The 14,727-nt window shown below is 49.6% G+C and carries 14 protein-coding genes; 8 read left to right on the top strand and 6 right to left on the bottom strand.

Annotated elements, in window-relative coordinates; genetic code table 11:
- Positions 1–54 precede the first annotated feature (54 nt).
- The 8 genes from AB3N00_RS17880 to AB3N00_RS17845 all read left to right on the top strand — a co-directional run bounded on the left by AB3N00_RS17880 (position 55) and on the right by AB3N00_RS17845 (position 8,095).
- Positions 55–1,602 (top strand): DUF4127 family protein, encoded by a 1,548-nt coding sequence (locus AB3N00_RS17880; protein WP_413035768.1) that lies wholly within the window; start codon positions 55–57, stop codon positions 1,600–1,602.
- 33 nt (positions 1,603–1,635) lie between these two features.
- On the top strand, positions 1,636–2,343 hold the full coding sequence (locus AB3N00_RS17875; RefSeq protein ID WP_413035767.1) for an N-acetylmannosamine-6-phosphate 2-epimerase: 708 nt from the start codon (positions 1,636–1,638) through the stop codon (positions 2,341–2,343).
- A complete protein-coding gene (locus AB3N00_RS17870; protein ID WP_413035766.1) occupies positions 2,321–3,148 on the top strand; it encodes a MurR/RpiR family transcriptional regulator in 828 nt (275 codons plus the stop codon). Before AB3N00_RS17875 ends, AB3N00_RS17870 begins: the two co-directional genes overlap by 23 nt.
- A 13-nt stretch (positions 3,149–3,161) precedes the next feature.
- Positions 3,162–4,130, top strand: coding sequence for an ROK family protein (locus AB3N00_RS17865; protein ID WP_413035765.1), 969 nt, complete (start codon positions 3,162–3,164; stop codon positions 4,128–4,130).
- On the top strand, positions 4,126–5,712 hold the full coding sequence (locus AB3N00_RS17860; protein WP_413036070.1) for an FAD-dependent oxidoreductase: 1,587 nt from the start codon (positions 4,126–4,128) through the stop codon (positions 5,710–5,712). Before AB3N00_RS17865 ends, AB3N00_RS17860 begins: the two co-directional genes overlap by 5 nt.
- Before the next feature lie 541 nt (positions 5,713–6,253).
- Positions 6,254–6,955, top strand: a complete 702-nt coding sequence (locus AB3N00_RS17855; protein WP_413035764.1) for a protease inhibitor I9 family protein — start codon at positions 6,254–6,256, stop codon at positions 6,953–6,955.
- A 130-nt stretch (positions 6,956–7,085) separates the two neighbouring features.
- On the top strand, positions 7,086–7,526 hold the full coding sequence (imm48, locus tag AB3N00_RS17850; protein WP_413035763.1) for an Imm48 family immunity protein: 441 nt from the start codon (positions 7,086–7,088) through the stop codon (positions 7,524–7,526).
- 32 nt (positions 7,527–7,558) lie between these two features.
- On the top strand, positions 7,559–8,095 hold the full coding sequence (locus AB3N00_RS17845) for an RNA 2'-phosphotransferase (RefSeq protein ID WP_413035762.1): 537 nt from the start codon (positions 7,559–7,561) through the stop codon (positions 8,093–8,095).
- A 229-nt stretch (positions 8,096–8,324) separates the two neighbouring features.
- On the opposite strand, the gene AB3N00_RS17840 is transcribed toward AB3N00_RS17845, so the two are convergent.
- The 6 genes from AB3N00_RS17840 to nirB form a co-directional block, all read right to left on the bottom strand.
- Entirely contained in the window at positions 8,325–9,182 is an 858-nt protein-coding gene (locus AB3N00_RS17840; protein ID WP_413035761.1) for an SDR family oxidoreductase, read from the bottom strand.
- A gap of 116 nt (positions 9,183–9,298) precedes the next feature.
- The gene (locus AB3N00_RS17835; protein WP_413035760.1) at positions 9,299–9,724 is read right to left on the bottom strand and encodes an Rrf2 family transcriptional regulator; all 426 of its coding nucleotides are present in this window, start codon (positions 9,722–9,724) and stop codon (positions 9,299–9,301) included.
- A gap of 131 nt (positions 9,725–9,855) precedes the next feature.
- The gene (locus AB3N00_RS17830) at positions 9,856–10,485 is read right to left on the bottom strand and encodes a YfbR-like 5'-deoxynucleotidase (protein ID WP_175397434.1); all 630 of its coding nucleotides are present in this window, start codon (positions 10,483–10,485) and stop codon (positions 9,856–9,858) included.
- Positions 10,486–10,754: 269 nt separating this feature from the next.
- Positions 10,755–11,537 (bottom strand): formate/nitrite transporter family protein, encoded by a 783-nt coding sequence (locus AB3N00_RS17825; protein WP_175397435.1) that lies wholly within the window; start codon positions 11,535–11,537, stop codon positions 10,755–10,757.
- A 52-nt stretch (positions 11,538–11,589) separates the two neighbouring features.
- On the bottom strand, positions 11,590–11,916 hold the full coding sequence (gene nirD / locus AB3N00_RS17820; protein WP_413035759.1) for a nitrite reductase small subunit NirD: 327 nt from the start codon (positions 11,914–11,916) through the stop codon (positions 11,590–11,592).
- Between the two features lie 76 nt (positions 11,917–11,992).
- Positions 11,993–14,422 carry a nitrite reductase large subunit NirB gene (nirB, locus tag AB3N00_RS17815; protein WP_413035758.1) on the bottom strand — a complete coding sequence of 810 codons (2,430 nt, stop codon included), beginning with the start codon at positions 14,420–14,422 and terminating at the stop codon, positions 11,993–11,995.
- Positions 14,423–14,727 lie beyond the last annotated feature (305 nt).

Below are 14,727 nucleotides of genomic sequence, written 5' to 3'. Positions count from 1 at the left end.
ACGAACGAGGTACGAAGACGGCCGGACCAAAGCAAAGAAAGGATGATCGCATTCATGCCAAAGCAGTATAAGCTAGCACTTGTCCCGCTAGATGAGCGGCCTTGCAATTATGAGTTCCCTTATTTATTGGCGCATGGGACAGAATTCACAGTGGAACGTCCTCCGTTGGAAATGATGGGACTCAAGAAACGCCCAGGCGACGTGGAGCAGCTCTGGTCCTGGTTGGAGAAAAGCTGTGCAGGGGCAGACGGTGCTGTTGTTGCGCTGGATACGCTGCTCTATGGCGGTATTATTCCATCGCGACTACATGAGTTGAAGCTGGAAGAACTGACCGAACGTCTGGAGCGACTTAGGGGAATCAAGGAACGTCACCCTCAGCTGACCTTATATGCGTTCCAACTGATTATGCGCTGTCCACAATATTCTCTGTCAGATGAGGAGCCGGATTATTACGCCGACTGGGGACGAGAGATTTTTCGCAAAGGTTTCATCAGCCATCGGCTGGAGCTCGGAATTGCGACTGACGAGGAGATCCGCGAACTGGATGATATCGACACCCGGCTGCCAGCCGAGGTGCTGGAAGATTACATTGGGCGAAGGGCGATAAATATTGCAGCGAACCAACTGGTGATGGCTCTGGTAAAGGAAGGAATTATCGAGTTCATGATCGTACCGCAGGATGACTCGGCGCCTTATGGTCATACGGCGAAGGATCAAGAGAAGGTCCGGGCAAGCATTACTGCTCTTGATCTGGAGCTTAAGGTCTATATGTATCCAGGAGCAGACGAAGTGGGCTGCGTACTGCTTACCCGGATGATGAACAAGGCCCGTGGCCGAATGCCGCTCGTATATCCCCGCCTTTCGTCTGTGCAAGGCGCATTTGTTACGCCGCTGTTCGAGGATCGATTTTTCTATGAGACACTGAAGTATCAGATTCTGGCCGCAGGCGGACTTATCGCATCGAGCGCGGCTGAGGCGGACCTGGTCCTGTTGATCAGTACGCCAGGAGAGACGATGGCAGAGGCAGTATCACAGCAGCATGCATTTTACAGTTATGATGTATACCGGAATCTGATGGAATTAATAGAATACGGGGAATATCTGCTCCGGTGCAAGGGGAAACCGATTGCTGTTGCGGATGTCGGGTACGCCAATGGCGGTGATCAGAAGCTGGTCAAGATGCTGCGGAATAAAGACATGTTATTCGAACTTGCCGGATATGCGGCCTGGAATACCAATTCCAACTCGCTCGGGACCGTCATCTCGCAGGCCATGATCTATCTGATCTATGGGCGTACACAAGAGCATCTTGATTTTCTGGCGCTGCGGTATGCCGAGGATGTCTGCTATTGTTCAGTTGTGCGGGGAGAACTTAGCAATGGCCCGGTGCAGGAGATGGGATATGGCAAATATCTGCTGGATGGACCGCGAGGCCGCATTGCTGCCCGAGTAGAGGAACGGCTGCGTCAGGAGCTTGTTGTGCGAATAGACAGTTCTTCTGGAAGTGTAAAAATTACTGATTGTTACATGCCGTGGAACCGGATGTTCGAAGTGGGGCTTTCTGTACGGTTCGTTCCTGCTGCCCTCGCGATGAAGAATTAGAATATGAGAGAGAGGGTGGGGAGCCTGAGAAAAATGATCCTGGAGAAACTGCATCAGGGGCTGATTGTTTCCTGTCAGGCGCTGCCGGATGAGCCGTTGCACGGCGCGGCGTACATGGCGCGGATGGCTGCGGCTGCTGAAGAAGGCGGAGCAGCCGGGATTCGGGCGAACGGTGCCGCAGATGTGCGGGCGATCAAACAAGCCGTATCGCTGCCAGTCATCGGTATTGTTAAGCGCAATTACCCGGATTCTTCGGTATACATCACCCCCACAATGAGAGAAATCGACGAGCTGCTGGAGGCTGGTGCAGACATCATTGCCTTTGATGCGACCCGGCAGAAGCGGCCGGAGAACAATACGCTTGAGCAAATTACAGTCTTTCTGAACGAAAGCGGAACGGCTTCTATGGCGGATATCTCCATTCTAGAGGAAGCGGTATACGCTGAGTCGCTTGGAGTTAGCTGTGTTTCGACTACACTCTCTGGTTACACACCTTACTCCCGGCAGCAGGATGGACCGAATCTGGAGCTGCTGAATCTAGCTGCTCAGCGGCTGAAGATTCCGGTAATTGCCGAAGGGCGAATCGGCGAGCCTTCCCAGATGGAAAAGGCGCTGGAACTGGGGGCTTACGCTGTTGTGATAGGCTCTGCAATAACACGGCCGCAGCTGATCACCCGGCGGTTTGCGGAAGTGACGACAAAGATGAGGATGAGAAACGATGGAAATGACGGATCGAATTAATACGTATTACCCATCAATGACCAAATCAGAGCAGAAGGTAGCGCGGTGCGTAGTGGAGCATCCGGATAACCTGATCTATCTATCCGTGACGGAGCTGGCTGATTTTGCGGGGACGGGAGAAACCACGGTGATGCGCTTCTGTCGTAAAATCGGCTTCAAAGGTTATCAGGATTTCAAGCTGATGCTGGCCCAAGGGCTGCCAAAACGGCAGAACCAGCCGGAAAGCGAGAGAGGGGGGAGTGATATTGCGGACCTATTATATGCTTCCATGGCGGGTGTGCTTCAGTCGACTCTGGGGATGCTGGATCGAGAACAACTGAAGCTGGCTGTACAGTGCCTAGATCAAGCACGACATGTACAGTTCTTTGGTGTAGGCTCTTCGGGGATTACGGCTCTGGATGCCAAGAATCGTTTCTTGCGCATCGGGCGGCGTGTGGAAGCCAATTCCGACAGCCATATTCAGTCCATGATGGCGGTGACAATGCGGGAAGGCGATGTTGCTTTTGGCATCAGCGTGTCGGGGAGTACGCTGGATACGAATGATATGCTGATGAAGGCCAAGCAAAACGGAGCACAGGTTATTGCCATGACGAATTATGCCAAATCCCCTATTGCTTCCATTGCTGATATCGTACTTTTGACTGCCGGTAAGGAATCTCCACTCGAAGGTGGCTCCGTCGGGGCCAAGATATCCCAGTTATTCATTATCGATCTCCTCTGCCAGGGGCTGGAGGAACTGCATGTGGAAGAGAGCAAGAAGATGAAGGAATGGACAGCAAGGGCTGTTATTGACCGTATTTATTGAAGCATGTGTCTGAATGGGGGAGGAGCAGATGCGGCAGGTCATTGGCGTGGATATCGGAGGCACGGGAATCAAGGGACTAGTGGTGAATGAAGCCGGAATGATTGTTGTGGAAATTGCACGGGCAACAGAGGCGTGTCAGGGCCGGAAAGGCATACTTGGTCAGTTGAATGAGCTGTTGAGTGAACTGCTGGCAAGATGTGCCGGGGTGAAGGCTATGGGCATTGCTTCAGCGGGCAGGGTGAACGTAACTACGGGGGAAGTGGTCTACGCCACCGACAATTTACCCGGTTGGCAGGGCATGCCGCTTACGCAATGGGCGGAGGAAACGTTCGGATTGCCTGCAGTTGCCGATAACGATGCCAATGCCGCTTTGATCGGAGAGGCGTGGCTTGGGGTAGGACGCGGCAGGCAAAATCTGGTGATGCTTACTCTTGGCACTGGTGTCGGAGGTGCCAATATGTTCGAAGGTCGGCTGCAGCGCGGAGCTGGCTGGCGTGGCGGTGATTGGGGGCACAGTGTACTTGTGCCTGGAGGACGACCTTGCAATTGTGGCAAACAGGGTTGTGTGGAGCAATATGTCTCCGGCAGTGCGCTGCAGCGGCTTGCGCTGGAACAGACGGAGAGTACTTATACTCATGGCCGTGAAATCATGGCAGCTGCAATTAAAGGTGAAGCAGCTGCACTGGTCATCCTGGAGCAATACACTGCCGACTTGGCGCTGGTTATTGCTAATGTCAGCGCATCAATTGATCCCGAATTGATTATTCTCGGAGGCGGAGTGATTCATGACCATGCCATATGGTGGCATGAGCTTACCAACAAGCTGCACAGTGAAGGGTTGGCAGGCCGGATTGTGGCTGCTGAACTCGGCAACCGGGCTGGCTGCTTCGGGGCGGCACGACTTGCTCTGGAGCGGTTGTACCAAGACGGATCAGCCTGGCCAGGAGGCAGCGACAAGGAGGAGAAAGCACTTGGCTATTGAGCAGGAGAAATGCACTGATGTTGTCATTATCGGCGGCGGACTTGGAGGGACGGCGGCGGCACTAGCCGCAGCCAAAGCGGGTCAGCGGGTACTTCTGACGGAAGAGACGGACTGGCTTGGTGGCCAATTGACCTCGCAGGCAGTGCCCCCGGATGAGCACCGCTGGATTGAACAATCCGGTTGCACCGCATCCTACCGTGAGTTTCGTAGCAGGGTCAGGGATTATTACAGAAGGAATTACCCACTTATAGAATCCGCCAGGCGTAATCCCATCCTTAATCCTGGAAATGGCTGGGTAAGCCGCTTGACACATGAGCCCAAGGTAGCACTTGCGGTTTTGCATGAGATGCTTGCGCCTTACGTGAATACTGGACGGATCGAAGTGCTCTATCATACCGTACCCATTCATGCAGATACAGCAGGTGATCGGGTGACTGGCGTGACTGTGCGTGAAGGGCGAACTGGAGGTTTAATTAAGCTCCGGGGTGCCTATTATCTGGATGCCACAGAGTGCGGCGATCTGCTTCCCCTTGCCGGAGTGGAGCATGTAAGCGGAGCAGAATCTCGGCGGGAGACGGGTGAACCACATGCCCTGGAAGAAGCAGACCCGCTAGACATGCAGTCGATTACCCATGTGGCTGCGGTGGATTATGTACACGATGGAAACTTCACGATTCCCCGTCCACGGGAATATGACTACTGGCGACAATATGTTCCCTCGTTCTCACCATATCCGATCCTGAGCTGGTACGCTTCGGATGCCAATGATACCTCCAAGCTGAAAGAGTTCACGATGTTCCCGAATGAACAGGGCGTTGTTTCCCTATGGGATTATCGGCGGATCGTTGATCCCGGCCTATGGTCAGAACCATTGAACGACGGGGAAGTTACACTGCTTAACTGGGCACTGAACGATTATTACGATGGTCCGCTGATCGGCGTATCCCCAGAGGAAAGGCAACAGCATCTGGATAGTGCAAGACAGCTAACTCTCTCATTGGTGTATTGGCTTCAAACAGAGGCTCCCCGCCTTGATGGCGGAAAGGGATATCCCGGCCTACGGCTGCGCGGAGATGTGCTAGGCACGGAAGACGGCCTGGCGAAAGCTCCCTATATTCGGGAATCACGTCGAATCCGCGGCCTGTATACCGTTACCGAGCAGGATGTCAGCAAGGAATTACGTGGAGCAAAGGGTGCAAAACGTTACGAGGACAGCGTAGGGTTAGGCAGCTATCATCTGGATCTCCATCCCACAACCGTGAGCCAGCGTACCTTTTATATTCCGAACCATCCCTATGAGATTCCTTTAGGCTCGCTGATCCCGGTGCGGATGAAAAACCTGCTTCCAGCTTGCAAAAATATATCCATGACCCAGATCGCGAACGGTTGTTACCGTCTGCATCCCACCGAATGGAATATTGGTGAGGCATCCGGTACCCTTGCGGCATATGCGATTGCTAATCAGGTAGAACCGGCGGCAGTAAGAGACACAGAAGAGCATCTTCAGTCCTATCAGGAGCAGCTGATTCGGCAGGGTGTTCAGCTTCATTGGACAGATGCGGAGCTGGAAGGGGAGTGTTAGGCAGACGATTAAGAGAAATTTCTCTAGAACTCTACTCATGTATGCCCTTATTAATGAATGCTATGATGTTGAGGGTGTGGTTACAAATCAGTGGTGGATTAACGGGATGAAGTTTTAGTGGGGATGAGTGTAGTTCCTATTGCAGCGCTTTTTTTAGGGAAGTTAAAAAAGCTCACATCAGTATGGTCTATGGAACAATGATGTGAGCTTTTTTACGCTTTTTTTTCAGAAGTTTTGTATTGAACGCAATGAGAAATTAGCATAAAAAGTCATTTTCTTTTGAAAAAACGCTTCATTTTCGAAAGTGTTTTTAGGTCTAGAGATACTTGTTTGTTAAAGTCGATTGTAAATAAAAGGGTAGAGTCCTGGTTATGTAAAATAAAGTCTCTAAATTAGATAATTCGGTCTATATATATGTAAATTTTTTAGAAGGATATCAGATCGATTCAATCTATTAACATACTCAATTACCCCAATTTACATTCCATACGCTGCGGAATACGATAATCCTAATCTAATAGGAAACCGCAGGAGGTATGAAATGAAACGAAAATCAGCCCGATTGTTATCCGGTTTTATAGCAGCAGGAGTCTTGTTATCTTCTATGTTTTCCATGCCTGCTTATGCAGCGCCTGCCTTTGGTGCTCTCGAGAACAGTGAAAGTGCTAAGTCCATTCTGCAATCTCTGACGAAGGAAGAAAGACAAGCCCTAAACCAGCTTCAGGTTATGGATGGAGAAGTGATTGACGCCAGGGTGAATACCAAAAGTAGCGATTTGGTAAACGTGATTGTCCAATTCAAAAGCGAACCCGCTGCAGTTGCCTTAAAACGGGCTGCACTAAACAATGAGAAGATGTCAGAGCTTACGGCTACGAGCAAAGTGAAACAAAATCATCAGCAATTCAAGCAGCACATTAAGTCTTTGCAGCAGAAGAGAGGCCTATCTTATGATGCTGCCTCGATCCGGATTACCCAGGAGTACGAGACAGCGCTAAATGGCGTTGCGTTAACAGTCCCTGGCGTAGCCGTAGAAGATTTGATGAAATCCGGGGTAGTGAAAAAAGTATGGGCTGACCAGGAAGTGACACTTGATCTGCCAGAGACAGACACGCAAAGTGAATTTGCCGTGGGAGGTGGAATGCAGCCTCGAATGGCTGATAGTGTACCTTATCTAGGCATCGATAAACTTGCACTTGGGCTCGCCAAAAATCGTTTTAAATCGCAAGCCACTTTACTTATATAAGGGTAATATTAGAGTAAAAGAAGAGTCGATATGTAGGTGATTTGAAACGAGCACTGTATCTCCGATACAATGTGGTCAGAGAGTCTGAGAGATTGCATTCAAATACGGCTGAGAAATGGAGAACTACAATATGACTGATTTTATTAACGCGGATGATATTAATGATGTAATTCTGGCAGCGGCTGCCACAGAACTGGAGCAGATGGTGAGCAGAATTTGCGAACTGATTGGCACACCTTTGGAACAGACAACGGAGCTGGAGCGTCAGGTGATAGCGGCATTTGGATTCGGCGCTGTATATGGTATTACCCATCGGGATCAGTTCGGAGAGTCGCAGGCTCATGCACTTAGTATCCGTATGCTGATCAAGCCGTTTAACTACAGTGAGCAGCAAGCGGTGGATTTTGCCGATGACCTGATTCGGGTGGCTTCGGACCGGGAGGCTCATCCTGTCATGAACACGATTATTCATCGCGGCATTGATGGTCACCGCCAATTCAACCAGGAAGACGATGAAGGACTTGCCCGTAACATTCAGGAGATATTGACTGCGGTACAACCGGAGAAATAGATGCGCGTTAGTAGATTGGGGAGATGATCGCAATGGATCTGATGAAGTTAAGTAAAGAGCTCTCATACGCTCTGCGACATGCCCCATGGGAGTATGAACTGGAGCTGGACGAAGAGGGCTGGGTAGAGATTCAGCAATTGCTCGTGGCGTTACATGAAAGTCCACAGTGGAAGGAAGTAACGGAGGAGGATCTGGAGCATATGATTCAAGCCTCCGAGAAGAAGAGACACGAGATCCATTCTGGTCGCATCCGGGCATTATATGGTCACTCAACTCCGCAAAAGATATCCAAAATACCTGCCGATCCACCGGAAATACTCTATCATGGCACGCCAGCACGCGCGGTGGCTTCGATTATGGAGCAGGGGCTGCAGCCGCGGCAGCGACAATATGTACATCTGTCCGCAGATAGGGATACCGCCACCCAAGTGGGACGCAGACGTGATGATCAGCCGGTAATCCTGAAAATTAATGCCTCTCAGGCAGCCAAAGACGGTATCCTTTTTTACCATGGAAACGATAATATCTGGCTGGCCGATCACATTCCTGCACGTTATATCAAGCAATGATCAATGTAACGGTTATGGAGACTATCGGTACATACATCGAATTGAAGTCGTAATCGGACTGGTTTAGTATATGGTGATCCGATCAACTTCTATATCGTTGTATAGATCGTCGCTGCACCAAAAGGGACACATCCAACATTCGTTGGTGTGTCCCTTTTTGATTTCCATTGTAGCCTCTTCTAATTTATACACGGAGAACTCAGATCTGAAAAGCTCCCGTACTCAAAACTTATTTGCCCAAAATTGCTTTAACACCTTCACTCAATGGTTGAGCTGGACGGCCGAGCAATTTTTCCAATGTATCACTTTCTACAGCGAGTGCGCCTTCACGAATAGCACTCTGCATATCGACCAGCATGGAGACGACAAAGTCAGGCAGACCTGCGCCCTTCATGATGTCGGCGTAAGCAGCATCGTCCACGTTTTGCACGTTGATGTCCTGTCCGAGCACTTCGCCAACGATGGCCGCAAGCTCAGCTTGGGTACGAAGTTTACCAGACAACTCGTATACGGAATTCTCATGTCCCTCACCTATAAGCACTGCAGCAGCAGCATGTGCATAATCACTGCGAGTAGCCCAGCCTACTTGACTGGCGTTGGTTGCATGTACCCATGGAGCACCTTGGCTTGCTGCTTGCACGCTGCCTGCTTCATTCTCCAGGTACCAGTTGTTGCGCAGGAAGGAATAAGGAATACCATACTCGCGAATCGCCTTTTCTGTGGCGCGGTGTACTTCAGCCAAGGAAAGGGTGTTCTTATCTGCATTCACCACGCTGGTGTAAGCGATAAAACCAACACCTGCGGACTTGGCAGCATCCACGGCAGCTTGATGTTGGCGAATACGTGTTTCATTGTCACCATCTGTGGAGATGAGCAGCAAACGATCCACGCCGGCAAAAGCTTTGGCAAGGGTATCCGGTTGATCAAAATCACCCTGACGGACGTTAACGCCTTGTGAACGCAACGCTTCCGCTTTCTCCGGGTTGCGTACGCTTACAGCCAGATCCGCGGCAGATACTTTTTTTAATAAAGCTTCTACGACCAGTGAACCCAAGTGTCCTGTTGCGCCAGTAACCAAAATTTTCATGAGATGTTCCTCCAATAGATTAAGTATTTTTAAATAAATTATAGGATGTAATCTAGTTCGTTATAACAGGTGTGATTACAACCAAAGGGTTAAAAAAAGCTCGCAATGAGCTTCTTTTATTCAGGGACATGAACCTGATCCATCATCTGCTGTATCGTAACGCGATTCAAGCGCTGCTCCATGGCTGTCTGAGCCTCAAGAAGTTCGGCGCGCAAGGTACGTTCGATCATGCTGCCCACCGGACAATTTGGGTTCGGATGTTTATGGAAATTAAATAACTCCCCGTCCTGGGCCACTTCAAGTGCCCGATATACATCAAGTAGGGTAATGTCTGCCGGATCCTTCAACAAGGAAGCGCCACCGACGCCAGGTCTGACCTCGATCAAACGAGCCTGTTTCAGCTTGGACATGATCCTCCGGATGATGACGGGGTTCGTATTCACGCTAGAAGCAATGAAATCCCCAGTGCATTCATTGGGTGCAACGGCGATCAAGGAGAGTGTATGAACCGCAATGGAAAAGCGACTGCTGATTTGTTTCATGGATAATCACCACCATTGTAACTATAATAGTTACAAAACGTTTCTTTGTCAATTATGAGTTTTTAATAACATTTTATAACGAAAAAAGCCATGTCCCCCGGAACAGGTGAACCAAGATGGTCCAGAACTGATTACTGGGACAAAGCTTCTTCGGTTATTTTGCGGATATCGAACGGGGAGCGAATGCCTTCCTCTATAATGTCAGGCAGAATGTTGTTCAGGAAATAGCGCACACAGTGGAGGTCAATATTTTTGATCTTGACCAGTGCATAGCGGTACATGACGATGAATTCTTTCTCTGTATTGCCACGCTGCAGCTCCGCGAAGGCTTCATATACCTGGTCCATTTTATCTGCGACCTCAAGGATTAGTCCTTCTACAGTGTCGTCTTTGCCTTCTCGCAGCTGCCTGCGGAAAATGTCCTTGAATTCTTCAGGGATATTTTCGTTGATAAAATGTTCTACCATGGCTTCTTCAACATGCAGCAGCATGGAACGCAGCTCCAATGAGTAATGTTTGACTGGCGTCTTGATGTCACCAATGAAGATTTCGCCATAATCATGGCTGCTGGTGATTTCATATAACTTTTTCCAATCAATACTTACTCCGTGCTGCTCTTCAATATCTGCCAGTGTCTTGGCGTACTGGACCACTTTCCAGGAATGAGCAGACACGCAGTGTTCTTCGAACTTGAACTTGCCCGGCGTCCGAATAATGCGTTCAAGATCGTTCAGCGACCTGAAGTACGTATGAATTCCCATCTAAGCAATCATCCTTTGTTGGTTTGGGTATGAACTGACTATACTTTAGTTATGTTAACCATGGATTAACGATGTATGCGGAAAAGGTAAAAAATAAAGCTTTATAAGGGGCAGGACATTCGGATTCGAGTGGGAGAGGGAGGGTGATACTCGCGAACAATCCAAAAACCACCATGTCTGCTGAACTTATATTCAGCATAATCCAGGGTGGCCTTTGGTTTATTAATATTTTAGTCAATTCAAGATAAATGGAAATTCACGATATGAAATCAAGCTTTCTTTCTTACTGGTGAAATAAACCAATACGCCATGCCAACAAACAAGGCACCACCGATGATATTACCCAGTGTGACTGGAATCATATTGTGCAGCCAACCTGCCAGTGTGATCGTATCGGGGTGATTGGGCAGCAGCCAGGACAGCGATAAGAGCGTCATATTGGCAACACTGTGCTCATATCCGCTGGCGATAAACGCATACAGACACCACCAGATCAGGACCAGTTTGGCAATATCCTCTTTCGAACGGGCCGCCATCCAGATGGCCAGACAGACAAGCCAGTTACAGAGGATGCCGCGGAAAAACAGTTCGGTAACGGGTGCAGCCATCTTTTTGGCCGACACGGCAAACAGGATGTGCTCGGGTCCAGCCGTTTTGAACAGACCACTGCCCACAATCAGCAGACAGAGCAGAATGGCGCCGATCAGGTTACCGAGGAAAACAAGCCCCCAGTTTTTGAGCGTATCCCGAACCGTAGTCCGGCCCGCCAGCGTGCTCATGGTGAAAAACATGTTGTTGCCTGTGAACAATTCCGATCCTGCAAAAATGACGAGGGTGAGGGCGAGTCCAAAGGACATGCCCATCAGCATCATTTGCAATGGCGACTTGGCTGCAAGCAGCGGTGCGCCGATACTAAAGATCAGAATAATCCCCAGGCCCACGTAGGCACCTGCCATTAAGGCAGCCACCATGTAACGCGGCAAGCTGGCATTCATCTGATCCCGTTTTTTAACGGCAGCTTCAATAATTCCTTCCACACCTGGTGTAAACATCACGGTCTCCTCCATTATTGTGCATCAATCTAGGTTTTACTTATGGAGCTGGCTACACAGCGATCCAGACATGCCCGTTTTCGATCTTCACCGGAAACATCTGAACCTGCCCCTGATCGGGTGCCTGTACCTGACCTGTACATAAGTCAATTTTCCAGTCGTACAGCGGATCGTATAGATAGTGACCGGATACAATTCCTTCGGCGAGCGGCCCGCCCTTGGGATGGGGGTTATGGTTGTCGGCAGCGAATACGGTACCATCCGATGCGCGAAAGACGGCCAGCTGCCGGCCTTCAATTTCTACCACCCGCCCAATCCGGGGAAGAAATTCTTCAATCTCTCCCGCCGGAAAATAGGTGCCTGATTGTTTGGTTGTCATATGGACTGCTCCTTTTCTATGGCAGGTTCACCCTGCAGATTTTAATGATATTGATCCAGTGAAGAAGTTCGCTTCCTTATGGACGAGCCGACACTTCAATTCCTTGGAACAGTTTAGTTTGGCCTTCTTCATTTCGAAGTGCTTTTTTCCATGGATCTTCTACATGGCCCAGGGCAAATTCAATGCGGTCCATCAATGCTTTGCGTTCATCCAGATTATCAACTACAACTGAACGAATCTGCTCAAGACCGATACGTTCTACCCATTCCGAGGTACGCTCCAGATAGTTGCCAGTCTCGCGGTAGTATTGGATTATTGCACCGCACAGTTCGATGAGCTCTTCATCTGTTTTCACTTTACACAAAGAGTCTGCAAGTCTGGCCTTGATCCCACCGTTACCGCCAACAAACAACTCCCAGCCTCCATCATTACCGACGATACCGATATCTTTGGTACACGATTCAGCACAGTTCCGCGGGCAGCCATTGACCGCCATTTTGAATTTGGCAGGCAGATCGAGGCGTTCGAACTTGCGTTCAAGCAGGGCGCCCATCGCCATGGAGTCCTGGGTCCCGAAGCGGCAGAACTGGGAACCGACACATGTTTTGACTGTACGAAGCGATTTGGCGTATGCGTAACCTGAAGGCATATCCAGTTCGGCCCATACCTGCGGCAGATCCTCTTTTTTGACCCCGATCAGATCGAGACGTTGTCCCCCGGTAACCTTGACTGCTTTTACATCGTATTTGACCGAAATGTCCGCAATGCGCTTCAGTTCTTCCGGCGTGGTTACGCCACCATACATGCGCGGTACCACCGTATAGGTGCCGTCTTTCTGGATATTGGCATTCATGCGTTCATTGACAAAGCGGGATTCCTTCTCGTCTTCATGCGTATCCGGTGCAATCATGCCGAGGTAGTAGTTAATCGCCGGGCGACATTTGGAACAGCCCTCAGGCTGGCTCCAACCCAGGACATTCATGACTTCCTTGGTTGTCTGCAATCCTTTTTGTTTGATTTCGGCCACAATTTCATCCCGGCTGAGCGAGGTGCATCCACAAATGCCCTGTTTGGCACCGCTTGTGAAGTTGTCTCCCAGTACGTATTGCAAAATTTGCTCTACCACCGGTTTACAGCCGCCGCATGAACGGGTTGCGCCTGTGCAGGCTTTGATCTCATCGACGCTGCTCAGTCCCTGATTCGTAATGGCATCGACAATGGTTCCTTTGGTCACACCATTACATCCACATACGATTTCGTCCTCGGCCATCGTTTCGACGGAAGCAGCTTTTTTGTGACCGCCACAGCCCGTACCCATCAGTGAAGAATACAGTTCATCTGTCATTTCTGTTTTTTGTTTGATCAACTTCTGCAATTCGGCAGAATCGGTCACGTCACCAAAGAGCACAGCGCCGACCATGATGTTGTCCCGCAGCAAAATTTTTTTGTAAGTCCGTTTCCAGTCATCCTTATGGCTAATCACCGTATGATCCGGGCTATCGAGAAATTCACCTGTGGAGAACACGTCCACACCCGAAATTTTTAATTTGGTGGATACAACCGAGCCTTCATACGGAGCGGTCTCCACGCCGCAGATGTGCTTGGCGAGAATCATGCCTTGTTCGAACAACGGAGCGACAAGGCCGTAACATACTCCCCGGTGTTCGGTACATTCCCCGACGGAATAGACGCCCTCCAGCGAGGTCTGCATGTAGTCATCAACAACAATGCCACGGTTGACTTCCAGACCGCTCTCACGTCCTACGACCGTATTGGGTTTAATCCCAACGGCCATGACCACAAAGTCTGCATCCAGCACGGTATCATCGGCAAATCGAAGACCTTCTACACGTTCTCCTCCAATCAGTTCAGCGGTCTGTGCACCCATTTTGAATCGAATACCCTGACGTTCCAGTTCTGCTTTTAACATGGCAGAAGCCTGAGGGTCAAGTTGGCGTTCCATCAAGTCCTGCATCAGATGCACAACTGTGACATCCATGCCGAGCTGCACCAGTCCTTTGGCTGCTTCCAGTCCGAGAAGTCCTCCGCCGATCACAGCCGCTTTTTTGTATTGCTTCGCGGCCTCAAGCATCATGTTGCAATCGGCAATATCCCGGAACCCGACAACACCCTCTTTATCATGACCGGGGACGGGAAGGATGAAGGAGCTGGAACCCGTGGCAATAATGATTTTGTCGTACGGCACCCGCGTACCTTCGTTCGTGACGACTTCCCGGTTGTCTGCATCAATACGGGACACGGTTGTCCCGGTATGAAGCGTAATACCATTGTCTTCATACCAGTGCAGATCATTAAGCACGATATCATCGATGGTTTTGCTGCCCTCCAGAACATAGGACAACATGATCCGGTTATAATTGGGATAGGGCTCTGTGCCGAAGACCGTAATGTCAAAGCGTGAAGTCAATTTCAAAATTTGTTCAACTGTACTAATGCCGGCCATACCGTTACCGATCACGACAAGTTTTTCTCTTTTTCCGTTCATGTGTGTAAGCCTCCTTGGTTAGTCACTGGACAATACCAACAATTGTAGTGGTTTATATTTGAATCATACCCTGGATTGCTGACACTTAATGTGATTTATTTCACTAAGAACGATATATGTGTCACAAATAAAAAAGTGTGAGCCCCGTCACGGCAACCGTTTTTTATTTGAGTATGAGAATAGGGGATTGTTAGAGTGGGGATTGAATTTAAAATAAGAAATACGAACTATTGTTCTCTTTTTCTTTTCGTTGTAACATCGTGAATGGGATATGACGTTCCCTATTTCTTTGAAAGGAAGTTTTT

Origin of the sequence: Paenibacillus xylanilyticus, assembly GCF_047246825.1 — a bacterium.
Taxonomy (GTDB): Bacteria; Bacillota; Bacilli; order Paenibacillales; family Paenibacillaceae; genus Paenibacillus; species Paenibacillus xylanilyticus_B.
The sequence above is the reverse complement of the archived record's forward strand: the minus strand, read 5'-3'. Positions and strand labels throughout refer to the sequence as shown.

Excerpts from the sequence above, each read along its gene's own strand:
- AB3N00_RS17880 (WP_413035768.1), top strand. The coding sequence starts at position 55 with ATGCCAAAGCAGTATAAGCTAGCACTTGTCCCGCTAGATGAGCGGCCT.
- AB3N00_RS17875 (WP_413035767.1), top strand. The coding sequence starts at position 1,636 with ATGATCCTGGAGAAACTGCATCAGGGGCTGATTGTTTCCTGTCAGGCG.
- AB3N00_RS17870 (WP_413035766.1), top strand. The coding sequence starts at position 2,321 with ATGGAAATGACGGATCGAATTAATACGTATTACCCATCAATGACCAAA.
- AB3N00_RS17865 (WP_413035765.1), top strand. The coding sequence starts at position 3,162 with ATGGGGGAGGAGCAGATGCGGCAGGTCATTGGCGTGGATATCGGAGGC.
- AB3N00_RS17855 (WP_413035764.1), top strand. The coding sequence starts at position 6,254 with ATGAAACGAAAATCAGCCCGATTGTTATCCGGTTTTATAGCAGCAGGA.
- imm48 (WP_413035763.1), top strand. The coding sequence starts at position 7,086 with ATGACTGATTTTATTAACGCGGATGATATTAATGATGTAATTCTGGCA.
- AB3N00_RS17845 (WP_413035762.1), top strand. The coding sequence starts at position 7,559 with ATGGATCTGATGAAGTTAAGTAAAGAGCTCTCATACGCTCTGCGACAT.
- AB3N00_RS17840 (WP_413035761.1), bottom strand. The coding sequence starts at position 9,182 with ATGAAAATTTTGGTTACTGGCGCAACAGGACACTTGGGTTCACTGGTC.
- AB3N00_RS17835 (WP_413035760.1), bottom strand. The coding sequence starts at position 9,724 with ATGAAACAAATCAGCAGTCGCTTTTCCATTGCGGTTCATACACTCTCC.
- AB3N00_RS17830 (WP_175397434.1), bottom strand. The coding sequence starts at position 10,485 with ATGGGAATTCATACGTACTTCAGGTCGCTGAACGATCTTGAACGCATT.
- AB3N00_RS17825 (WP_175397435.1), bottom strand. The coding sequence starts at position 11,537 with ATGTTTACACCAGGTGTGGAAGGAATTATTGAAGCTGCCGTTAAAAAA.
- nirD (WP_413035759.1), bottom strand. The coding sequence starts at position 11,916 with ATGACAACCAAACAATCAGGCACCTATTTTCCGGCGGGAGAGATTGAA.
- nirB (WP_413035758.1), bottom strand. The coding sequence starts at position 14,422 with ATGAACGGAAAAAGAGAAAAACTTGTCGTGATCGGTAACGGTATGGCC.